Source organism: Streptomyces canus, assembly GCF_030816965.1.
GTDB classification, from domain to species: domain Bacteria; phylum Actinomycetota; class Actinomycetes; order Streptomycetales; family Streptomycetaceae; genus Streptomyces; species Streptomyces canus_E.
On record NZ_JAUSYQ010000002.1, the window covers coordinates 8,036,658 to 8,058,171 of the forward strand.

The following is a 21,514-nucleotide window of genomic DNA, read 5'->3' on the forward strand; positions in this document are numbered from 1 at the left end:
CACATGTACGTGACGGCGATTCCCAGCTTCACCGGCGACGCGAACCCGTACGGCGGAGGTGACCCGTACGCGGACTACCGCACCGCCGACTTCCCCTTCACCCAGTACGCCAACCTCGCCGCACGGACGCTCGGCGCCGGAGTCATCGCCGCCAACGACGAGTTCTTCGCCCAGCGCGAGAACCTGCTGATGCCCGAGCGGGCCGAGTTCGACCCCGAGCACTTCGGGCACAAGGGCAAGATCATGGACGGCTGGGAGACGCGGCGCCGCCGGGGCGCCTCGGCCGAGCACCCCTGGCCGACGGCGGAGGACCACGACTGGGCGCTGGTGCGCCTGGGCGCGCCCGGGGTGATCCGGGGGATCGTGGTCGACACGGCCCACTTCCGCGGCAACTACCCGCAGGCGGTGTCGGTCGAAGGCACGTCCGTGGCAGGCTCCCCGTCCCCCGAGGAACTGCTGGGCGACGACGTGAAGTGGACGACGCTCGTTCCCCGGACGCCGGTCGGCGGCCATGCGGCGAACGGCTTCTCCGTGTCGCTGGAACAGCGGTTCACGCACCTGCGGGTCAACCAGCACCCGGACGGTGGCATCGCCCGCCTGCGCGTGTACGGCGAGGTCGTCCCGGACCCCGCGTGGCTGGAGATCCTCGGCACCTTCGACGTGGTCGCCCTGGAGAACGGCGGCCAGGCGGAGGACGCGTCGAACCTCTTCTACTCGCCGGCGTCGAACACCATCCAGCCGGGGCGCTCCCGCAAGATGGACGACGGCTGGGAGACCCGCCGCCGTCGTGACCGGGGGAACGACTGGATCCGCTACCGGCTGGTGGCCCAGTCCCGGATCCGCGCGATCGAGATCGACACGGCGTATCTCAAGGGGAACAGCGCGGGCTGGGCATCGGTGTCCGTCCGCGACGGTGAGGACGGCGACTGGCAGGAGATCCTCCCGCGCACGCGCCTGCAACCCGACACGAACCACCGCTTCGTGCTGCCGACGCCGGCGGTGGGCACGCACGCGCGCGTGGACATCTTCCCGGACGGAGGGATCTCGCGACTGCGGCTGTTCGGCTCGCTGACGGACGGCGGCACGGCGGCGCTCTCGGCGAGGCACCAGGAACTGGGCGGCTGAGGCGGGGTCTCCTCGTACCTGCACGCCGGAAGGGCGGGTTTCAGCCCCTCCGGCGTCTGAGGAGCGGAGGTACGGGGCGAGGACAGTGCGGCTACCTCACGCCGCGTGCCCCCCGTCCACCGAGAACTCCGCACCGGTGACGTACGCCGCATCCGCCACATACGCGACCATCGACGCCACTTCCTCCGCCGTCCCGAACCGCCCCACCGCGGTCATCGCGGCCTGCCCCGCCGCGAACGGCCCGTCCGCCGGGTTCATGTCGGTGTCCGTGGGCCCGGGATGCACGATGTTCGCCGTGATCCCCCGCGGCCCCAGCTCACGTGCGAGGGCCTTCGTCAGCCCCACCAGTGCCGACTTGCTCGTCGCGTACAGGGTCCCGCCGGGGCCCGGCACCCGCTGGGTCATACAGCTGCCGATCGTGATGATGCGACCGCCGTCCCGCATCCGCGCGGCCGCCGCCTGAGAGGCCAGAAACACCCCGCGCACGTTGACGGCCAGCACCCGGTCGACGTCCGCGAGGGACAGCTCGCCCAGCGGACCGAGCACCCCCACACCCGCGTTGTTCACCAGTACGTCCAGCCCACCGAGCGCCTCCGCCGTGCGGAGAACCGCCCCCGCCGCGTCCTCGGCGTCCGCGGAGTCCGCCCGCAGGGCGACGGCCCGCCGCCCCAGCGCCTCTACCCGCCGTACGACGTCCGAGGCCGCCTCCTTGCCGTCCACATACGTCACGGCCACATTCGCGCCCTCCCGCGCCAGCCGCAGCGCCGTAGCGGCCCCGATCCCCCGGCTGCCCCCGGTGACGAGCGCGACCTTGCCGTTCAGAGTTCCGTCAGTCGTTGTCATGACACCCATTCCACCGGCCAGGAGCGAGGACCGCTGGCGGCCAACGGACACGGACGTCGGCCAGGTTGACGGCCCCACCGATGAGTTGCGGGGTCTTCCCGTACGGCGACGAGGACTTCGGCCGGTTCGTCGACGAGGTCTTCGGCCGGTTCGTCGACGAGGTCTTCGGCCCGGCCCGTATCGGGGCGCCCTTACCGGGGCGAACCCGACCAACTCCGTAGCCGCCAAGCTCAACTCCCTGCCCGAGTGCGTCGTCTCCGCCGCCCTCGGCTTGGTGGACCGCCTCGGCGGTGCGCTCCGGGGGCTGCGGGTCTCGGGGGTGTGGGGGAACATCTCCGGTGCGCTGACCCGGCGAGCCGCGGCGAGGCTCCGCGCGCCTCACACACGGGTGTGCGTGTCCTGAAGGCACGCGTATGCCGTGCAGTACGTACGGCGCCTGGACCTGTTCCGTGGCCCTCGCACGAGTGCGCTCGCCCGCGGGCCCCGCAGTGCCGAGGTCGCCGCCGCGCGCCGCGCTTGTCCCGCGCGATCTGCGGCCGTGACGTTGTCCCGGGGCCGGCCGCCGTGACGTTGTCCCGGGGGCCGGCCGCAACCTCCCTCAGGCCCGGCCCGACGCCTTCACCGCCGTGGGCGACGCACACTCGACCTGCGTCACCGCCTTGACAGGTGACGAATGTCGGGGCATGCTGATGGTCGTCCAGGCAACAGACAGGACGCCATCCACGATCGACGAAGTGGAGCACGGTCATGCACAAGGGGCTCACCACGGAAGCCGCCGAAGCGGCAGTACGCAACGCGCGATTCGGCAGCCTCCCCGAGCGCATACGTTTTGACGACATGACCACAGAGGTGGAGGCCGCGCCGGCCGGCGGGGTGAACGCGTCGTCGTACGACCCCGAGGGCTCGTGGAAGTTCTACTCGTGCCTCGCCCTGGACCTGGGGCTGTAGACACCCGGCACACTCCAGCCCGGCCTCGACTTCATACGGCCCCAGACTTCGAAGGCCCCGCGATCCACGGCGGGGCTTTCCTGCTCCCTTCCGGTGGAAATGCCCCCCCGCTGGAGCGCGAACAACACACGCGACGAGGGTGGTGCCGGCCGTCCGGCCTGTCGGCAAGCGCCTGAACGCACTGTTCGCCTTACGCACGCCGCCAAGCAGTTCGGCTTCCCGCTGCCGTAACGGACCTCCGGGGCGGGGGAGTTGAACCGCAGGCCCGCCTTGTCAGAGCCGGCCGCGGCGGGCGGCCTGCCAGGCGAGTTGCACGCACGTCCCTGCCCCGGCACGTTCCATCAGACGCTGGATGCGGCGCTGGACGGTCCTTCGACTGGCTGTGTGTGAGAACGGACAGTGCTTTGACACCGGTTTGGGGGGCATTCGGAGGCTGGCGTCGGGGGGCGTTCACGAGTTTCGACAGCAACCTGGTGCTACGGAGCGACTGGACGCCGTACGGTCAGCGAAGGGTTTGACCTGCGTACAGCGCGCCGACGCTGGTAGCCAGGGTGCCGAGCAGGAGCCGGAGCGCGGTTTCGGGCAGGTGCGGCTGGAGGCGTGCGCCAAGGTATCCGCCGAGGAGGCCTCCGGCTCCACAGGACAGGCCCAGCAGCCAGTCGGGAGCGACGTCGCCCGTGGCGGCCAGGGAGAGCAGCGCGTAGGTGGCCGCGCCGACGATGGAGGTCACGAAGGTGGAGGCCAGGGCGGCGGGTGCGACAAGGGCGACTGGTGCGCCGCGGCCGACGAGGATCGGCCCGAGCAGGGAGCCGCCACCGATCCCGTAGATGCCGCCGAGGACACCGACGGCCAGGGCCAGCGACGTAGTCGCGCGGGGCGAAGGCTGGTCGTGGGTGCCGGGTGATGCCGGGCGTACGGTCCGCAGCCACAGCCACAGCCCGAGTGGCAGGAGCAGCGCCGCTACGAGAAGGCGGAAGATGCGTGGGCCGGGAACGGCGAACACGCGGATGACGGCGCCCATGACGACACCGGGAACGGTGCCCGCGACGAGTAAGCGGGTCAGCGGCCCACCCAGTCGCCCGGCTCGCCGGTACCGCAAGAGGGCACCGGGGCCGGCCATGACGTTGTAGAGCAGGTTCGTAGGCGTCACGGCCGGGCTCGGCACGCCCAGCACGCTGACCTGGATGGGCAGCAGGAAAACCGCCCCCGAGACGCCGACGGGCGCGGTGGTGACCGATATCAGCAGCCCGGCGGCGAACCCGAGCAACCCCGTCGACCACTCCACGACAATCCCCTCAGCACTCTTCAACCGACACCCGTAACAGGCTCTGCCTCAGGTGCCTCCCGTTCTCGTGAACGTCGACCCCGCCCCGATCCAACCGCCTCCCGAGACGGTGAACAACTGCTGTCAAAGGATCGGGCAGGCGTCACTCGACACCACTGGCACAGCTGGGACACGTCACAAGAGCGACAAGGGATACGGGTAACCCGCAAAGTCGCCAGTCACCTGCTTGACGGGTGACGGTGGCGGCTGCCATGCTTGCGTCACCGTCTCAACCGGTGATGCGAAGGTGTCCTGGTCGGCAGGTGCCCGAAGACGTTCGATCCAGATGGGGAGCACAGTCATGGCAGTCCCCTGCACCGCCGTTGCCGACGTCGACGGAGAGGGCCGCAACGGCGGTCACGTCCGCTCCTCCGACGGTCTTCTGGAGACCGGCCTCGCCCTCCCCGAGGAGCTCGGGGGTGCCGGCACCGCGACCAACGCCGAGCAGCTCCTGGGCGCGGGCTGGGCCGCCTGCTTCCCCGGCGCCCTGCGCCGTGCCGCCACCCTCCGCAAGCTACGGCTGACCAGCACCACCGTCACTGCCGAGATCACCCTGACCACATTCCCTTCGCGCCGGTCTCTGCGGTTTTGGCGGCCGGAGTGGCCTTGGTCGGCGGGGAGCGTCGTGCGCCGTGCGGCAGACGTACAGGACGTCGAGCACGACATCGGTCGTGCCGAAATTGCGGCCGAGGTGGACGCGGTCGGCGCCGGACGGCCCGGTGAGACTGCTGCCGGCCTGGTGGACGCCATCGGATGCGCAGTCCGAGCCGAAGTGGCTGAGTGTGCCCTGCTGGACGAAGCCGAGGAGGGTTCCCTCGTGGTAGTGCCAGCCTGTGCTCCGGCCCGGTGGGATGGTGACCTGGCGGGGAGGAGCAAGTTCCGCAGGACCTCAAGGACCCCGCCGCCGACCGAGCCCCACTTTCGCCGGAGCCGCGCGCCGCCCAGGTGAGGGATCAGCGGGCGGCTGCCGCCGGCGCGGTCTTCTTGCGTGCGCGGTACGCGGCGGCCTTGATCTTGTTGCCGCAGGACTCCATGCCGCACCACTGGCGCCGCATGCCCCGGGAGCGGTCGATGTAGACCCGGGTGCACTCGGGGTTGCCGCACTCCTTCATCAAGGGGACGTCCGGACCGCTGAGCAGTTCCACGGCCTGCCGGGCGACGGTCGCCAGTGCCTGCTCCGGCGTCGCCTCGGTGTGCCGTCCGGCCAGGGTGAGCTGCGGCGTCACGGGAGGCTTGCGGGCGGCTGCGTTGACCACGGCGAGCGCCTCCCGGTCGAACTCCTCACCGAGACGGCGGTTCGTGACGAGCCGGTAGACGGCCTCGCGTACGGTCGTCGCCGCCCGGACGTCGTCCTCCTCGCCGGGAGTGATCGTGTCCACCAGCCCGGACTCCACGTACCAGGCATTCAGCCGCTCCGGCGTCACGAACATCTCGAACCGCGTCGAGCGCCGGGCCCGGAGGGTGGCCGCGAAATCGAGAGCAGGGTGTCCGCATACGAATACATGGTCAGGATTCACATCACCATCTTGACAGGTGACTCGAGTCGAACGCAAGGAGCGTCACCGCTTCAGACGGTTCTCCCTGGTCACGGCAGGCTCGAGATCGTACGGGACCCACTTCTGCCGACCGCGTCCCGGTTCCAGGCGGAGCTCGCGGCCTGCCGGCGTCGGCGCAGCCAGCGGTCGTGGCTCGCCACGACGATCGCGCCGGGGCCTGGGCCGAAGGCGGCTTCCAACTCGTCGTCACCTACAGCGGGTTCACGCAGCTGCTCCAGGTCACAGGCCGAGTACGACCAGGTCATCGGCACGGAACGACCCGGACCTGTCCGGCTTCCGTGGGTCCGGCGGCACGCTGCTGACCTGGCACGGGCTGGCCGACCGGTACATCCACGCGCCAGGGCACCGTGAAGTAGCGCGAGCAGGTCGAGCGGGAGCTGGGCGTAACCACGCGGGTCGACGACTTCTGCCGCCTTTTCCTCGCCCCGGGCACCAGCCACCGCGGTCTCAACGGCGGTGACGGCGCGGCCGACGGCCTCGCCGCGCTGACCGCATGCTCTTCAGTGCCATGCCGTCGCACCGGGGGCGGCACATGTGCGGGGGGGGGGGGGGGGGGGGCAGGTTCTTTCCCAGGCAGAGATCTGACTCTCCCGCGGACCGGGCGGGCGGCGGATGGTGGATGTGTGCCCGGCCCGGACCGGGTGTTCCACGGCATCGTCCGTCACCGCCTTCAGGGAGTGTTGTTTTCATGGCCAGGACCCGTGTCAGTTTCGACAGCGCCGGTATCGAGATCGCGGCACACCTCTACACCTCCGACAGACCGGCTGCCGGCCGCCGTCCGGCGCTGGTGGTCGGACACCCCGGGACCGGGGTGAAGGAGCAGACCTCAGGTACCTACGCGCAGCTGATGGCCGAGCGCGGCTTCGTCACCCTCGCCTTCGACGCCGCCTACCAGGGTGAGTCCGGAGGCCTGCCCCGCGGGCTGGAGGACCCCGCCCAGCGCGTGGAGGACTTCAAGGCCGCGGTGTCCTACCTCACCACCCGCGACGATGTCGACCCCGACCGCATCGGCCTGCTCGGCATCTGCGCCTCCGGCGGCTACTCGCTGGCCGCCACCGGCGGCGACCACCGGGTCAAGGCCGTCGCCACCGTCTGCACCGCCGAACCCGCCCGCCAGTTCCGCTACGGCGCCGACGGCTCCCAGGACCCGGCCGTCTTCCAGGCCCTCCTGGACGCCGCCGCCCAGGCCCGCACCCGCGCCGCCCGCGGCGAGGACCCCGGCGTGATGACGATGTTCCCCGAGACCGCCGAACAGGCGGGCACACTTGGCGGTGAACACGGCGTCGAAGGCTGGGAGTACTACTGCGGCCCCCGCGGCCACCACGAGCGCTCCGCGAAGTACCTCGCGTGGGACAGCATCGACAGGATGGCCTCCAGCGACGTCTTCCGTGCCGTCCCCCTCATCGGCCCCCGCCCCATGCTGCAGATCATCGGCGAACGCGCCGTCACCGCCTGGATGGCCCTCGAGGCCCACCAGGCCGCTACCGGCCCCAAGGAACTCCACCGCATCCCCGGAGCCAGCCACGTCGACCTCTACGACAAGCGCGAATACATCGACCCCGCCGTGGACAAGCTCACCGACCACTTCACCACCCACCTCGACAAGTGATCGACCCGGGCCACGTACGCAAGACATGACGAAGGGGCCGCCAGTCACGCTGTCGGCCCTCGTCGTGTGGGTCGTGCCGCACCGACGGCCCCGCGGATCAGTGGCCGGGAGCAGGCGGCGAGCATCTTGCCCTTGACTGTGCTCGGCTGCCGCGTCAGCTCGATGTCGCCCCGGGTGCCGTCGCCCTCGGGTGTCACAGGTCCTTGGTCCAGGAAGTACCCGTAGGTCCGTTCATCGGATTCGGATGAAGACCTGCCAGGACATGGACACGTGGCACATCGACGACGGGCAAGGGACACGCGTCAGCCTGCGCGCCCTACGCGACGGGCCAGGGCTTCGGGCCTCCTGGGACGCACCCGACGACACGTCCCCGGCCGTCGAGCCTCACGGGCGGCGGGCGGCGACGCCACTGCGGGTGGCTCCAGGCCGAACTGCCTCGCCCCGCGACCCAAGGCGTGGGGGGTGGGGTGCGCGGGGCGAGGGGCTGGGCGTTCAACGGACGTAGCCGACAGCGAACCGCCTTGCGCGCGCACGGAACCGCACGCTGGGTGGTTCGTGTAACGCCGACAGCGTCCCTGGCCAGGAAACACGCGGATCATGATCTGGCCCGTGCTGGTGGAGAACCGGAGTGTCAGACCTCAGCAACCGAAGTCGACGAGATCGAACGTGGCGTAGTGGTCGGAGGTGTAGTAGTCCTCCTGGGTCTCCTCGCCGGTGACGATGCGGCGCGCGCCGCGGGTGGAGGAGCCCGGCGTGATCACGGTGTACTCGTGATAGTAGCCAGAGGACTGTGAGGGCAGGACGCCTTCCCGGTTCTGGAAGACAGTGCCGTCCTGCGAGTACGGGTAGGGGCCGCCCGCGTCGATCAGGTCGAGCGTGTCGTACGCCTGGGAGGGCAGGTCGCTGTAGCAGATGCTGCCGACCGCGGCGGCCGCGGGCGTGGCGGTGGCGACGGTGCCGCCGACGAGGAGAGCGGACAGGACGGCGGCTGCCGTACCGATACGAGCGATTCGTGGGGGGAATCTCATGACCACATGATGACGCGCGTAGACAGTGGCATGTCAATGACAACTCGAGGGATTTTCCCGTCAAGTCCGAGGAGTTTTCGCGGAGTTAACCTGCGACCCAGCGTCACCACATTGTCTCCGGCCGCTCGAGGGGGCCGGGGTCGTTCAGCCGGACCGCCGGCTCCCGGCGGCGGCGAACAGCGCGAACGCCAGCACGATCAGGGCGACGCTTGCGTAGACCTCGTAACCGTCGAGGAGACCGATGCGCTGGACGAGGCCGATGTGCCAGTCGGTGAACTCGTGCAGCAGACCCGTCCCGCCCTGCACCAGGGCGAGAAGACCGAGCAGTTCCAGGAGTTGCTTCATGGAGGGACCCTCGCCCCGCGGACCCCCCACGGGCATCGGCCGCGGGGTGAGCCTCCTCGCGCGAAAGCATCGGAACCACGGGGCCGCCCACGCCGAAAGTCTGCGGTGTCGCGACTTTGGTCGCGGATGCCGTCCACGGACGGGTGCGGCGGGCCCACGCTGCGTAGATTTGTCGACCGTGAGCGGTGACAAGACGGTTCCCGAACCTCCGGCCTTCCCCGGCCGACGCTGGTTGCTGCCGTCCGCGGTGATCCACGAGTTCGACCCGTCCGCCGTTCGGCCCGGACGGCGGCCCCGGCGTACCGCGCGCGACTGGATCGTCGACTTCTCCTGCTTCCTCCTGGCCGTACTGATCGGCTTGATGGCCGCGGACGCGGTGGGCAACAACCCCCATGTGTCGCACACCGCGGCCACCCTGGACCAGCTGCTCGGCGCGCTCGCCTGCGCCGCCGTGTGGCTGCGCCGCCGCCGGCCGCTGGGCCTCGCCCTGGCCACGATCCCGCTCGGGGTGCTCTCGGACACGGCCGGCGGCGCCTGCATGATCGCGGTCTTCACCCTCGCCGTACACCGCCCCTTCCGGTACGTCGCCTGGGTGGGCGGCATCAACATCGCCGTGGTCCCACTCACCTTCCGGCTGCGGCCCGACGCGGACCTGCCGTACCTCGTCTCGGTCCTCCTCTCCGTGGTGCTGATCGCCGCGATGGTCGGCTGGGGCCTGCTGGTGCGGGCCAAACGGCAGCTCATGTTCAGCCTGCGTGACCGCGCCCGGCGCGCCGAGACCGAGGCGCGACTGCGGGCCGAGCAGGCGCAGCGGCTCGCCCGCGAGGCCATCGCGCGCGAGATGCACGACGTCCTCGCGCACCGGCTGACGCTGCTGAGCGTCCACGCGGGGGCCCTGGAGTTCCGGCCGGACGCGCCTCAGGAGGAGGTCGCGCGGGCGGCCGGCGTCATCCGGGAGAGCGCGCACGAGGCGCTCCAGGATCTCAGGGAGATCATCGGGGTGCTGCGGGCGGCGGACCACGACGACACGGGCCGGCCCCAGCCGACCCTCGCCGCGCTGGACACCCTGGTCGCCGAGTCCCGCGAGGCCGGCATGAAGGTCATCCTCGACAGTCGCATGTCCGACCCCGCCGCCGTGCCCGCGTCCGTGGGCCGCACCGCCTACCGCATCGCCCAGGAGAGCCTCACCAACGCCCGCAAGCACGCCCCCGGCACGGAGGTCACGGTCACCGTCGTCGGCGGCCCGGGCGAGGGCCTCGTCGTGACCGTGCAGAACCCCGCGCCCGAGGGCGAGGTGCCGCACGTCCCCGGCTCGGGGCAGGGCCTGATCGGCCTCACCGAGCGTGCCACGCTCGCCGGTGGCCGGCTGGAGTACGGGGCGGAGACGGACGGGGCGTTCGGGGTGCGGGCGTGGCTGCCGTGGGGGTGACGTCCCCTGGTGTCGTCGGTAGTGCAACTCGCCCGGCCACAAGGGTGATTGCGCTCCGCCTCCGCGTGATTACGTAGGCCCATGACTGTGATCAGAGTGCTCCTCGTCGACGACGACCCCCTCGTGCGGGCCGGTCTGTCCCTGATGATGGGCGGCGCCGAGGACATCGAGATCGTCGGAGAGGCGGCGGACGGCACCGAGGTCGAGGCGGCTGTGGACCGGACCCGCCCGGACGTCGTCCTCATGGACATCAGAATGCCGTCGGTGGACGGCCTCACGGCCACGGAACGGCTGCGCGGCCGCCTCGACGCCCCCCAGGTCGTCGTCCTGACCACCTTCCACGCAGACGAGCAGGTCCTACGGGCCCTGCGCGCGGGCGCCGCCGGTTTCGTCCTCAAGGACACCCCGCCCGCCGAGATCCTCGCCGCCGTACGACGGGTCGCGGCCGGCGAACCCGTTCTGTCGCCCACCGTCACCCGCCGGCTCATGGAGCACGCGGTCGGCTCCGCCGCCGACACCCGAAGGGCACGCGCGCGTGAGCGCGTCGCCGCCCTCAACGACCGTGAACGCGAGGTCGCCGTCGCCGTCGGCCAGGGCCTGTCCAACGCCGAGATCGCCGCCGCCCTCTACATGAGCGTCGCCACGGTCAAGACCCACGTCTCCCGCGTGCTGGCCAAGCTCGACCTCAACAACCGGGTGCAGATCGCGTTGTTGGCGTACGACGCGGGACTGCTGGAAGGGTCCGCGGAATCCGAGCCGGACGGGCACTAGGCACGGTCACCGGGCGTTGAGAGTGTGAGGGGGAGTTCATGACCGAAGCAGTGATCGATCTCGGCGAGTACGGCGACGCCTTCCGTGTCGAGCCGCACCCCGTCTACGCCGAGTTGCGCGGCCTCGGCCCCGTGCACCGGGTGCGACCGCCCGGCTCCGACGCCGGCTACTCGACCTGGCTCGTCGTCGGGCACGAGGAGGCGCGCGCGGCACTCGCCGATCCGAGACTGTCCAAGGACGGCCGCAGAATCGGCGCGGTGTTCCACGACGAGGAGCTGATCGGCCGCCATCTGCTGGGCAGCGACCCGCCCGAGCACACCCGGCTGCGTGGGCTCGTCTCCCGCGCCTTCACCGTGCGCCGGGTCGAGCAACTGCGGCCCAGGATCCAGGAGATCACCGACGAGCTCCTCGAGACGATGCTGCCGCACGGCCGCGCCGACCTGGTGCAGTCCCTCGCCTACCCGCTGCCGATCACCGTCATCTGCGAGCTCCTCGGCGTGCCCGAGATGGACCGCACGGAGTTCCGCAAGCTGTCCACGGAGGTCGTGGCACCCACCAGCCCGGAGAGTTCGTACGACGCCGTCCTGCGCCTCGGTGAGTACCTGACGGAGCTCATCGAGGACAAGCGCTGCGCCGGACCGAGCGACGACCTGCTCGGCGACCTCATCCGCACCACCGCCGAGGACGGCGACCGGCTCTCCCCGTCGGAACTGCGCGGCATGGCCTTCCTGCTGCTGATCGCGGGCCACGAGACCACGGTCAACCTCATCTCCAACGGCGTGCACGCCCTGCTCACCCATCCGGACCAACTCGCCGCCCTGCGCGCCGACATGAGCCTCATCGACGGCGCGGTCGAGGAGACGCTGCGCTACGAGGGGCCGGTGGAGAACGCGACGTTCCGGTACGCCGCCGAGTCCCTGGAGATAGCGGGACGGGCCATAGCCAAGGGCGACCCGGTGATGATCTGCCTGAGCGCGGCCGACCGCGACGGCTCCCGGTACCCGGCACCGGACCGCTTCGACATCCGCCGCGACCCGCGCGGCCACCTCGCTTTCGGCCACGGTATCCACTACTGCCTGGGCGCCCCGCTGGCCCGCATGGAGGCCCGCACGGTGATCCGGACCCTGCTGGACCGCACTCCCTCCCTCGCGCTCGCCGGGCCCGCGGGGGAGTGGCTGCCAGGAATGCTGATCAGAGGAGTGCGGAGCCTGCCGGTGCGGTGGTAGGGCCCGGCGGGTCCGGCAGGTACGGCGTGGCGGGTTCGACGGGGGCTCTGCTCGTTGACGGGGTCAGGTCGGTGGGTGTGCCGGAGTGAGGTCGGCGAGCGAGGCCGGCTGGGTGGGAGGGTTCAGAACGCGGCCGCGCTCGCGCCGCCCGGGATCTCCGCCAGCCGCACGGCCCTGCGCTCACGCCGGGACACCTCGCACGCCTCGGCGACCCGTAGCGCCTGCAACGCCTCGCGCCCGTCGCAGGGGTTCGCTCTCTCGCCCCGGACCACCTCGATGAACGCGGCCAGCTCGGCCTCGTAGGCCGGACCGAAGCGCTCCAGGAACCCCGTCCAGGGCTTGTCCGCCGCGGGCGGCCCCGTGGGCTCGGTGGACGCGATGGGCGTACGGTCGTCCAGGCCCACCACGACCTGGTCCAGCTCCCCGGCGAGCTCCATGCGCACGTCGTACCCGGCCCCGTTGAGCCGTGTCGCCGTGGCCGTCGCGAGGGTCCCGTCGTCGAGGGTGAGCAGGGCCGCCGCGGTGTCGACGTCCCCCGCGGCCCGGAACATCGGCGGCCCGGCGTCGGACCCGGCCGCGTACACGTCGACTATCTCGTGCCCGGTCACCCAGCGCAGGATGTCGAAGTCGTGGATGAGGGCGTCCCGGTACAGCCCGCCGGACAGCGGCAGCCAGTCGACCGGCGGCGGCGCCTGGTCGGAGGTCAGCGCCCGCACGGTGTGCAGCCGTCCGAGCCGTCCCGAGCGCACCGCCTCGCGCGCGCCCCTGTAGCCCGCGTCGAAGCGCCGCTGGAAGCCCATCTGGAGAACCGTCCCGGCGGTCTCCACCTCGGCGATGGCGTGCAGCGTGCCGGGCAGGTCGAGTGCGATGGGCTTCTCGCAGAACACGGGCAGTCCCGAGCGCGCCGCCCGGCCGATCAGCTCGGCATGGGCCGAGGTCACCGTAGTGATCACCACGGCGTCCACGCCCCACTTGAAGATCTCGTCGACCCCCGGGGCCGCGGTCTCCCCGAGGCGGTGCGCGAGCTCCTGGGCCCGTGCCCCGTCCGCGTCCGTGAGGATTAAGGAACCGACCTCCCGATGGCGGCTGAGCGTGTTCGCATGAATGGTGCCGATGCGGCCCGTCCCTATGACCCCGATGCGCATGTGAACAAAGTGTGGTCGAGAACCCCCTGCTGTCAATCTGTATGTCCGGACAATCTGACTACACGACTTCCCGTCAACAGCGCACGGAGCTACGCTCGGGCCCGTGCCGAAACCAGGAGTGGACCCGACCGTGACGCTCGAGCTCAGTGTGGACCGCAGCAGCCCGGTGCCGTTGTACTTCCAGCTGTCCCAGCAGTTGGAGGCCGCGATCGAGCACGGAACGCTCACCCCCGGCAGCCTGCTGGGCAACGAGATCGAGCTCGCCGCCCGGCTCGGCCTGTCCCGGCCCACCGTGCGCCAGGCCATCCAGTCGCTCGTCGACAAGGGCCTGCTGGTGCGGCGCCGCGGAGTCGGCACCCAGGTCGTGCACAGCCAGGTCAAGCGCCCCCTGGAGCTCAGCAGCCTCTACGACGACCTGGAGGCGGCCGGTCAGCGCCCCGCGACCAAGGTCCTCGTCAACACCGTCGTCTCCGCCACCGCCGAGATCGCCGCGGCGCTCGGCGTCGCCGAGGGCAGCGACGTACACCGGGTGGAACGCCTGCGCCTCGCGCACGGCGAGCCGATGGCCTACCTGTGCAACTACCTCCCCCCGGCCCTCCTCGACCTGGACACCGCCCAGCTGGAGGCCACCGGCCTCTACCGCATGATGCGCACGGCGGGAATCACCCTGCACAGCGCCCGCCAGTCCATCGGCGCGAGAGCGGCCACAGCGGCGGAGGCGGAACGCCTGGCCGAGGAGGCGGGCGCCCCGCTCCTCACCATGCAACGAGTGACCTTCGACGACACGGGCAGGGCGGTCGAATACGGCACGCATACATATCGCCCGACTCGCTACTCATTCGAATTCCAGCTCCTGGTGCGCCCCTGAAGGGGCGCGGGGCTACCGATGTGCGGCTCCGCCGCGCGGGCGCGACCAGCCACGAACCACCCGCACCCGGCATGACGCGCGCACTCCCGTCGCTCCCCCGTTCGGCACTGACCCAGGGGGTGCGGCAGAATCAACGCCGATGAGCACCTACGGCAACTTCAGCGCCCCCATAGGCTCCCGTCGCGCCCCCGCCCTGCGGACCGTCGGCACGCGGGAACGCCGCTCACACCTGACCGCACCCCGCGTGCCGACGGTGGGCATCGACATCGGCGGCACCAAGGTCATGGCGGGTGTCGTCGACGCCGACGGCAACATCCTGGAGAAGGTCCGCACCGAGACCCCGGACAAGTCCAAGAGTCCCAAGGTCGTCGAGGACACCATCGTCGAACTGGTCCTGGACCTGTCCGACCGCCACGACGTGCACGCGGTCGGCATCGGCGCGGCCGGCTGGGTCGACGCCGACCGCAACCGTGTGCTGTTCGCCCCCCACCTGTCCTGGCGCAACGAGCCGCTGCGCGACCGCATCGCCGGCCGCCTCGCGGTCCCCGTCCTGGTGGACAACGACGCGAACACCGCCGCCTGGGCGGAGTGGCGCTTCGGCGCGGGGCGTGGTGAGGACCATCTCGTCATGATCACGCTCGGCACCGGCATCGGCGGCGCGATCCTGGAGGACGGCCAGGTCAAGCGCGGCAAGTACGGGGTCGCCGGCGAGTTCGGTCACATGCAGGTCGTCCCCGGCGGCCACCGCTGCCCGTGCGGCAACCGCGGCTGCTGGGAGCAGTACAGCTCCGGCAACGCGCTGGTCAGGGAGGCCAGGGAGCTGGCCGCCGCGGACTCGCCGGTGGCGTACGGGATCATCGAGCACGTCAAGGGCAACATCGCCGACATCACCGGTCCGATGATCACCGAGCTGGCCCGCGACGGTGACGCGATGTGCATCGAGCTGCTCCAGGACATCGGCCAGTGGCTCGGCGTCGGCATCGCGAACCTCGCGGCCGCCCTGGACCCGTCCTGCTTCGTCATCGGCGGCGGCGTCAGCGCGGCCGACGACCTGCTGATCGGCCCGGCGCGGGACGCCTTCAAGCGCCAGCTCACCGGCCGCGGCTACCGCCCCGAGGCCCGCATCGCCCGCGCCCAGCTCGGCCCCGAGGCCGGCATGGTCGGCGCCGCCGATCTCGCCCGCCTGGTCGCCCGCCGCTTCCGGCGTGCCAACCGGCGCCGGGTGGAGCGGCACGAGCGATACGAACGGTACGTGGAGGCCCGCCGTACGTCCCGGGACACCGCATGACGGCATCCCTGCCACACCAGGTCTCGGCGCCCCCCGGCGAGCCGGAGCGACCCACCGAGGACCGTCGTCACAAGATCCGCCGCCGGGCGATCACGCTGCTCATCATCGGTCTGCTCATCGGCGTCCCGGCCGGCTACCTGGTGATCTCCGCCAACCAGAGCCGCGACAGCGGCAAGGACAAGGAGGCGAAGTACTCGGCGACGGGCCTCACGCCCGACTGGCCGTCCAAGGTCCAGCGCCGCCTCTACCAGGTGCCCGTCCCGCACCCCGCGGACCTGGTCGCCTCCTACGAGACCAACAACTGGAAGACCAGCCGCCTCTACGTCAAGTTCCGGACGACCGACGCCGGTCTGGCCGCCTTCCTCACCGGCATGGGTGTCAGCCGCGCCGACCTGAAGAAGGGCGACGTCACCATCAGCGAACGCGACCAGAAGGTCAGCGGCTGGCGGTTCGACGGACCGCGCTCCTGGTGGGGGCTGACCCACTCCCAGAAGGACCCGGCGCCCACGCAGGATGTCATGGTCAACCTGACCGTGCCGAACGCCCCGAAGGTGTACGTCGTCTCGCGCACGGTCCCCTGACCCGGTCGCCGGAGCCGATTGTCAGACCCCGCCCGTAGAGTCGAAGACGAGTGATCCGACATGCGGGGCGGGAGGTGACAGGACGTATGAGCGACAGCGCCGTGGTGGCCGAGCGCACGGGCGAGCAGCAGGGGGCGGCCGTTCCCGTCCGGCTCGCAGCCGTCTTCCTGCCCGCACCACTTCCCCGAGAGGGGCGGATCGCCTTCTGGGATCCCGAGGGCGCGCCCCTGCCGGCCGGGAGCCCCGAGGTCGACGCCGCCTCCCTCGAGCGCGCCGAGCTCACTGTCGTACGACCGCACGGAGCGGGAGTCCGACGTCGCACCGCCCCCGCCCTCTCGCTCCCGGTCGGCGCGGCCCTTCCGCTGCTTGTCCGGGCCCGGCGCGATCCCGCCGCCCATCCCGCCACGGCCTGCTGGGGCGCGGCCGCCCTGCACGCGCTGCGGTTGACCGCCCGCGGCCGCCTGCTGCCCGGACTCACCGCCACCGGCCACGACGCCTGGCGGGCGGGGCCGCTGGACCCGGACGACATCGCCCACCTTCGCGCCGTCGCGGCCGCCCTGCCCCACGAGGGCCACGCGGTCCCGCTGCCCGGCCCCGGCCCGCTCCGGCTGCCGGAACCGGAAGCACTGATGCGCTCCTTCCTGGACGCCGTCGCCGACACGCTGCCTCGCACCCCCGCCGCACCGTTCGCCTCCGGCAAGCCCTTCGCGGCCCGCGCACCGCAGCGGCTGCCGCATGCCCACGACTGGGCCGCGGAGGTCGCCGCCGGCATGGACGCGGGCGTGCGGATCTCGCTCCGCCTGGACCTGTCGGCGTACAACCTGTTCAACGCCGACGCCGACGGTGCGCGCAGTGCGGGTGCCGCGATCGTCCAGGTGCACAGCCTGGCCGACCCGACCCTCGTGGCCGACGCGGCGGCCCTGTGGGCGGGGGACGCCGACGCCGTCTTCGGACCCCGCGCACGCGTCGACGCGGCCCTCGCGGTGCGGCGCGCCGCCCGGGTGTGGCCGCCCCTGGACCGGCTCTCCGAGCAGGACGCACCCGATGTACTGGCGCTGTCCGACGAGGAGTTGGGCGACCTTCTCGGCGTGGCGGCGCCCCGGCTCGCGGCTGCCGGAGTCGCGGTGCACTGGCCGCGGGACCTGGCGCAGGACCTCACCGCGGCGGCGGTGGTACGACCCGCGCCGGGCTCGGCGACCGACGGCACCGGCTTCTTCGAGAGCGAAGAACTCCTCCAGTTCCGCTGGCAGTTGGCGCTCGGCGGTGACCCGCTCAGCGAGGCCGAGATGGACGCGCTGGCCGAGGCCCACCGTCCCGTCGTACGCCTCAGGGACCAGTGGGTGCTGGTCGACCCGGCCCTCGTCCGCAAGGCCCGCAAGCGTGAACTGGGCCTGCTCGACCCGGTCGACGCGCTCTCCGTCGCCCTCACCGGCAGCGCCGAGATCGACGGCGAGACGGTGGAGGCGGTCCCGGTCGGCGCGCTCGCCGCCCTGCGCGACCGCCTGACGACCGGAGTCCACCCCGCCGAACCGCCCGCGGGCCTGCACGCCACCCTCCGCGACTACCAACTCCGCGGTCTGGCCTGGCTGGACCTCATGACCGCCCTGGGCCTCGGCGGCTGCCTCGCCGACGACATGGGACTCGGCAAGACGATCACCGTCATCGCCCTGCACCTGCGCCGGGCACGCCGTGAGCCGACCCTCGTCGTCTGTCCCGCCTCGCTCCTGGGCAACTGGCAGCGGGAGATCACCCGGTTCGCGCCCGGCGTCCCCGTCCGCCGCTTCCACGGCGCCGACCGCAGCCTGGACGACCTCGACGGCGGCTTCGTCCTCACCACATACGGAACCATGCGGGCGGCGGCGGCGAGGCTGGCCGAGCAGCGCTGGGGCATGGTCGTGGCGGACGAGGCCCAGCACGTGAAGAACCCCTACTCGGCGACCGCGAAGGCCCTGCGCACCATCCCGTCGCCCGCACGCGTGGCCCTGACCGGCACACCGGTCGAGAACAACCTCTCCGAACTGTGGGCACTGCTCGACTGGACGACCCCCGGGCTCCTCGGTCCCCTGCAGTCCTTCCGCGCCCGGCACGCGCGCGCGGTGGAGAACGGCGAGGACGAGGAGGCGGTGACCAGGCTGGCGAGGCTGGTGCGGCCCTTCCTCCTGCGCCGCAAGAAGTCCGACCCCGGCATCGTCCCCGAGCTGCCGCCCAAGACGGAGACGGACCATCCGGTCCCCCTCACACGCGAACAGGCCTCGCTGTACGAGGCGGTGGTGCGCGAGTCGATGCTGGCGATCGAGACGGCGGAGGGCATCGCGCGCAGGGGTCTGGTGCTGAAGCTGCTGGGAGCGCTGAAACAGATCTGCGACCACCCCGCGCTGTATCTGAAGGAGGAGGTCCCGCCGACGGCCGGCGAGCGGCTGGTCGCCCGCTCGGGCAAACTGGCCCTGCTGGACGAGCTGTTGGACACCCTGCTGGCCGAGGACGGCTCCGCGCTCGTCTTCACTCAGTACGTGGGAATGGCCCGTCTGATCGCCGCCCACCTCGCCGCTCGCGCGGTCCCGGTGGACCTGCTGCACGGCGGTACGCCGGTGCCGGAGCGCGAGCGCATGGTGGACCGCTTCCAGAGCGGCGCGATTCCGGTCCTCGTCCTGTCGTTGCGGGCGGCGGGGACCGGCCTCAACCTCACCCGCGCGGGCCATGTCGTCCACTTCGACCGCTGGTGGAACCCGGCCGTCGAGGAACAGGCCACCGACCGCGCCTACCGCATCGGCCAGACCCAGCCCGTCCAGGTCCACCGCCTCATCACCGAGGGCACCGTGGAGGACCGCATCGCCGAGATGCTCGAGTCCAAGCGCGCTCTCGCCGACGCGATCCTCGGCTCCGGTGAGTCCGCCCTCACGGAACTCACCGACCGTGACCTGTCCGACCTGGTCTCCCTCCGGAGGCCGTCATGACCCCCGGCCCCGCCGACGAGGCCCGCCGTGCCCTGCGGGCGGCGCGGGAGCGGGCGAGCCGGGAGGGGACGGGGGATGCGGGCGGGCAGACGGTCACCGGGGCGGACGGCGGGCAAGCGCAGGAGGCGGGCAGCTCTGCGGCGCAGGGTACGGGGGGTCTCGCTGCCGAGGCGGTCGGTAGTTCCGCGGTGCGGGGCGGCGGGGGCCCTGAGGGCGAAAGGGCCGGCGGTCCCGCGGCGAAGGACGCTGGTGGCTTCGTGGCCGAAGGGGCGAACCGCTCGACGGCCGAGAGCACGGCTCACCGAGCGCACGCAGAGGCCGATGAGCCGAAGACACCTGGCGGGCAGGACACTGAGCGGGCGGCGCCCGAGAACGCCGTGCCCGACCCGGCCCCGTCCGAGTCTCGGCCAGGTGACGCGGCCCGCGCGGCCTTGCGGGGAGCTGTCGCGGCCCGGCGTGCCCCAAGTGCGGGTACGGACGTCGACTCAGGTCGGTTCGACACGGGCGCCCCCTCCGCGGCTTCCGCCGACTCCCCGGGTGGGGAAACGCATCAGGTCGTCGAGCCGGCCCCGCCCGCTCCGGCTGTCGACGACGCCACGGCCGGGAGTCCTGAGGCGCGCCCTGCGGATGCCGCCCGCGAAGCGCTGCGTGCGGCACGCAAGAGGCGAGCGGCCGCCGCGACCGCCGAGGCCGCACTCGCGGGTCGGTCGCGTCGTACCGCCCCGGCCGCATCCCGGGACCGAAGCCCCGCACCGCGTCCAGCCGCCGGCGCCCGGGCGCGTGATGTACGGGAGTTGCTGGCCGACGCGTTCCGGATGCCCGACGATGTGGCCCTGCCGGGGGAGGACCCCGAGGACCCCGAGGACAACGACGGTACGCGGCAGGGGAGTTCCGTTCCACGGCCATCCGCCGCCGACGACAGCTCTCCGAGCACCGGCAACCGAGCCGGCTCGGCTCCGTCGAGCCCGCTGGGCGGCGCCTCCGCACGCCCCGACACCAACTCCCCGCCACTGCCCGGCGAAACCCCCACGGACACCGGCGCCGACAAGAACCGGCTCCTCCCGGCACCGGCGTCCTCGACAACCCAGGCCTCCCCCCACCGCCCGCACTCCATGGCCGCCCCCAACCGGGACAACGACCTGCGTCGCACCTTCCCGGCCTTCCCTCCCCGGACTTCCGAGGACGCCCGGTTCGCCGCCACCTGGTGGGGCAACGCCTGGGTCTCCGCGCTGGAGGAGGGCGCGCTGGACGCCAAGCGGCTGGCCCGGGGCCGGAGTTATGCCGAGCAGGGGCATGTGGACGCGATCACCGTGACGCCGGGGCTGGTGCTCGCCTATGTGCAGGGGAGCCGCCCCCGGCCGTACCGCGTGCAGGTGCGGTTGCGGACGCTCGGCGACGCCGACTGGGACCGCTTCCTGGACCTCGCCGCCGACCGGACCGGACACATCGCCGCACTCCTCGACAAGGAGATGCCTCAGGCACTGGCCGAGTGCGGAGTGCCCTTGCTCCCTGGTCCGGGCGATCTCGAACCGCAGTGCAGCTGCCCCGACCGCGGTCACCCCTGCAAGCACGCCGCCGCCCTCTGCTACCAGACGGCACGCCTGCTCGACGCCGATCCCTTTGTCCTGCTCCTGCTGCGCGGCCGGGGCGAACGCGAACTGCTCGACGCCCTGTCCCGCCTCAGCGCCGCCCGCGCGGCCCGTGCCGCCCAGGAACAGGAACCGGCGCCACTGCCCGGCGTAAGGGCCAGTGAAGCCCTCGCTCCGCGCCGACTCCCGCCGCTTCCCGCCCCGTTGCCCGCCCCCGCCCATCCCGAGCAGCCCCCGGCCTACCCCGCGTCTCCGGGCGGCCCCGACCCCTTCGCCCTGGACCAGCTGGCCACCGACGCCGCCGCCCGCGCCCACGCTCTGCTCGGCACCGGCCGCGACCCGGTGGGCGAACTCACCCTGTGGCAGGACGCGGTACGCCTCGCCGCCGCCCGCCCCGGTTCCGGCCTCACCGCCGGCACCCGAGCCCTCTACGCCTCCCTCGCCGCCGCCACCGACCGCACCCCGGCGGATCTGGCCCGCGCGGTCGCCGCCTGGAGGCAGGGCGGGATCGAAGGACTCGCCGTCCTCGAAGAACCCTGGGACCCACCGGCCGGCCGCTTCGACCGCGCCCGCCCCCTCCTCCTCGCCGCAGACCTCCCCGCCTTCCGCCCCTGGCACAACCACCTCACTCATCCCCGCGGCCACATCCAGCTCCGCCTCGGCCGCGACGGCCTGTGGTACGCCTACGAGTCCGAACCGGGCCACGACGACTGGTGGCCCCGCGGCACCCCCGACCTGGACCCGGTCGGTGCCCTCACGGGCCTGGGCACACCGACCGACCTCTGACCATGATCGCTCGATCGTTCCCGGCCGGGGTCTTGACGAGTCCTACCTCCGGTGTCATCGTTTCCGGCACATAGACATCAGATGTCTGACGTCAGATGT

18 protein-coding genes and 2 pseudogenes are annotated in these 21,514 nt (G+C 72.1%); 13 read left to right on the forward strand and 7 right to left on the reverse strand.

Translation table 11 applies throughout. From position 1 onward, the window contains the following. Window positions 1–9 precede the first annotated feature (9 nt). Window positions 10–1,125, forward strand: coding sequence for an allantoicase (gene alc / locus QF027_RS37835; protein WP_307079757.1), 1,116 nt, complete (start codon window positions 10–12; stop codon window positions 1,123–1,125). Between the two features lie 96 nt (window positions 1,126–1,221). On the opposite strand, the gene QF027_RS37840 is transcribed toward alc, so the two are convergent. Beyond that, complete coding sequence (locus QF027_RS37840) at window positions 1,222–1,968, reverse strand: SDR family oxidoreductase (protein WP_307079760.1); 747 nt, start codon at window positions 1,966–1,968, stop codon at window positions 1,222–1,224. Window positions 1,969–2,048: 80 nt separating this feature from the next. Between QF027_RS37840 and QF027_RS37845 the strand changes: the two genes are divergently transcribed. Both QF027_RS37845 and QF027_RS37850 read left to right on the forward strand, forming a co-directional pair. Continuing rightward, window positions 2,049–2,189 carry a hypothetical protein gene (locus QF027_RS37845; protein ID WP_307079762.1) on the forward strand — a complete coding sequence of 47 codons (141 nt, stop codon included), beginning with the start codon at window positions 2,049–2,051 and terminating at the stop codon, window positions 2,187–2,189. A 526-nt stretch (window positions 2,190–2,715) separates the two neighbouring features. Continuing rightward, window positions 2,716–2,916 (forward strand): hypothetical protein, encoded by a 201-nt coding sequence (locus QF027_RS37850; RefSeq protein ID WP_306974517.1) that lies wholly within the window; start codon window positions 2,716–2,718, stop codon window positions 2,914–2,916. A 502-nt stretch (window positions 2,917–3,418) separates the two neighbouring features. On the opposite strand, the gene QF027_RS37860 is transcribed toward QF027_RS37850, so the two are convergent. Then, complete coding sequence (locus tag QF027_RS37860; protein WP_307079764.1) at window positions 3,419–4,201, reverse strand: sulfite exporter TauE/SafE family protein; 783 nt, start codon at window positions 4,199–4,201, stop codon at window positions 3,419–3,421. 340 nt (window positions 4,202–4,541) lie between these two features. Here QF027_RS37860 and QF027_RS49760 point away from each other — a divergent pair. Continuing rightward, window positions 4,542–4,799 (forward strand): annotated as a pseudogene (locus QF027_RS49760) (osmotically inducible protein OsmC); the annotation flags it as partial. A gap of 394 nt (window positions 4,800–5,193) precedes the next feature. On the opposite strand, the gene QF027_RS37870 reads toward QF027_RS49760, so the two are convergent. Both QF027_RS37870 and QF027_RS49765 read right to left on the reverse strand, forming a co-directional pair. Beyond that, window positions 5,194–5,757 carry a CGNR zinc finger domain-containing protein gene (locus QF027_RS37870; RefSeq protein WP_306974513.1) on the reverse strand — a complete coding sequence of 188 codons (564 nt, stop codon included), beginning with the start codon at window positions 5,755–5,757 and terminating at the stop codon, window positions 5,194–5,196. A 42-nt stretch (window positions 5,758–5,799) separates the two neighbouring features. Next, window positions 5,800–5,981, reverse strand: a pseudogene (locus QF027_RS49765) (hypothetical protein); the annotation flags it as partial. 503 nt (window positions 5,982–6,484) lie between these two features. On the opposite strand from QF027_RS49765, the gene QF027_RS37880 reads away from it, so the two are divergent. Continuing rightward, a complete protein-coding gene (locus tag QF027_RS37880; protein ID WP_307079766.1) occupies window positions 6,485–7,405 on the forward strand; it encodes an alpha/beta hydrolase in 921 nt (306 codons plus the stop codon). Window positions 7,406–8,043: 638 nt separating this feature from the next. Here QF027_RS37880 and QF027_RS37885 read toward each other — a convergent pair. Both QF027_RS37885 and QF027_RS37890 read right to left on the reverse strand, forming a co-directional pair. Further along, window positions 8,044–8,433 (reverse strand): ribonuclease domain-containing protein, encoded by a 390-nt coding sequence (locus tag QF027_RS37885; RefSeq protein WP_266557571.1) that lies wholly within the window; start codon window positions 8,431–8,433, stop codon window positions 8,044–8,046. Window positions 8,434–8,577: 144 nt separating this feature from the next. Beyond that, the gene (locus tag QF027_RS37890) at window positions 8,578–8,778 is read right to left on the reverse strand and encodes a hypothetical protein (protein ID WP_307079769.1); all 201 of its coding nucleotides are present in this window, start codon (window positions 8,776–8,778) and stop codon (window positions 8,578–8,580) included. Window positions 8,779–8,947: 169 nt separating this feature from the next. Between QF027_RS37890 and QF027_RS37895 the strand changes: the two genes are divergently transcribed. The 3 genes from QF027_RS37895 to QF027_RS37905 all read left to right on the forward strand — a co-directional run bounded on the left by QF027_RS37895 (window position 8,948) and on the right by QF027_RS37905 (window position 12,204). After that, entirely contained in the window at window positions 8,948–10,207 is a 1,260-nt protein-coding gene (locus QF027_RS37895) for a sensor histidine kinase (protein ID WP_307079771.1), read from the forward strand. Between the two features lie 81 nt (window positions 10,208–10,288). Continuing rightward, window positions 10,289–10,978 (forward strand): response regulator transcription factor, encoded by a 690-nt coding sequence (locus QF027_RS37900; protein WP_307079773.1) that lies wholly within the window; start codon window positions 10,289–10,291, stop codon window positions 10,976–10,978. A gap of 38 nt (window positions 10,979–11,016) precedes the next feature. Beyond that, window positions 11,017–12,204, forward strand: coding sequence for a cytochrome P450 family protein (locus tag QF027_RS37905; RefSeq protein ID WP_307079776.1), 1,188 nt, complete (start codon window positions 11,017–11,019; stop codon window positions 12,202–12,204). A gap of 122 nt (window positions 12,205–12,326) precedes the next feature. Here the strand turns inward: QF027_RS37905 and QF027_RS37910 are convergent, their stop codons facing one another. Further along, window positions 12,327–13,349 carry a Gfo/Idh/MocA family protein gene (locus QF027_RS37910; RefSeq protein ID WP_306974496.1) on the reverse strand — a complete coding sequence of 341 codons (1,023 nt, stop codon included), beginning with the start codon at window positions 13,347–13,349 and terminating at the stop codon, window positions 12,327–12,329. A 130-nt stretch (window positions 13,350–13,479) separates the two neighbouring features. Here QF027_RS37910 and QF027_RS37915 point away from each other — a divergent pair, with 130 nt between their 5' ends. The 5 genes from QF027_RS37915 (at window position 13,480) to QF027_RS37935 (ending at window position 21,415) form a co-directional block, all read left to right on the forward strand. Next, complete coding sequence (locus QF027_RS37915) at window positions 13,480–14,217, forward strand: GntR family transcriptional regulator (protein WP_306974495.1); 738 nt, start codon at window positions 13,480–13,482, stop codon at window positions 14,215–14,217. A gap of 139 nt (window positions 14,218–14,356) precedes the next feature. Continuing rightward, a complete protein-coding gene (locus tag QF027_RS37920) occupies window positions 14,357–15,505 on the forward strand; it encodes an ROK family glucokinase (RefSeq protein ID WP_031051879.1) in 1,149 nt (382 codons plus the stop codon). Next, window positions 15,502–16,086: a sugar kinase gene (locus QF027_RS37925; protein ID WP_306974483.1), complete on the forward strand. Its 585-nt coding sequence runs from the start codon at window positions 15,502–15,504 to the stop codon at window positions 16,084–16,086. The genes QF027_RS37920 and QF027_RS37925 overlap by 4 nt, the downstream gene beginning before the upstream one ends. A gap of 86 nt (window positions 16,087–16,172) precedes the next feature. Next, window positions 16,173–19,040 (forward strand): DEAD/DEAH box helicase, encoded by a 2,868-nt coding sequence (locus QF027_RS37930; RefSeq protein WP_307079778.1) that lies wholly within the window; start codon window positions 16,173–16,175, stop codon window positions 19,038–19,040. Beyond that, window positions 19,037–21,415 (forward strand): SWIM zinc finger family protein, encoded by a 2,379-nt coding sequence (locus tag QF027_RS37935; protein ID WP_307079780.1) that lies wholly within the window; start codon window positions 19,037–19,039, stop codon window positions 21,413–21,415. Before QF027_RS37930 ends, QF027_RS37935 begins: the two co-directional genes overlap by 4 nt. Window positions 21,416–21,514 lie beyond the last annotated feature (99 nt).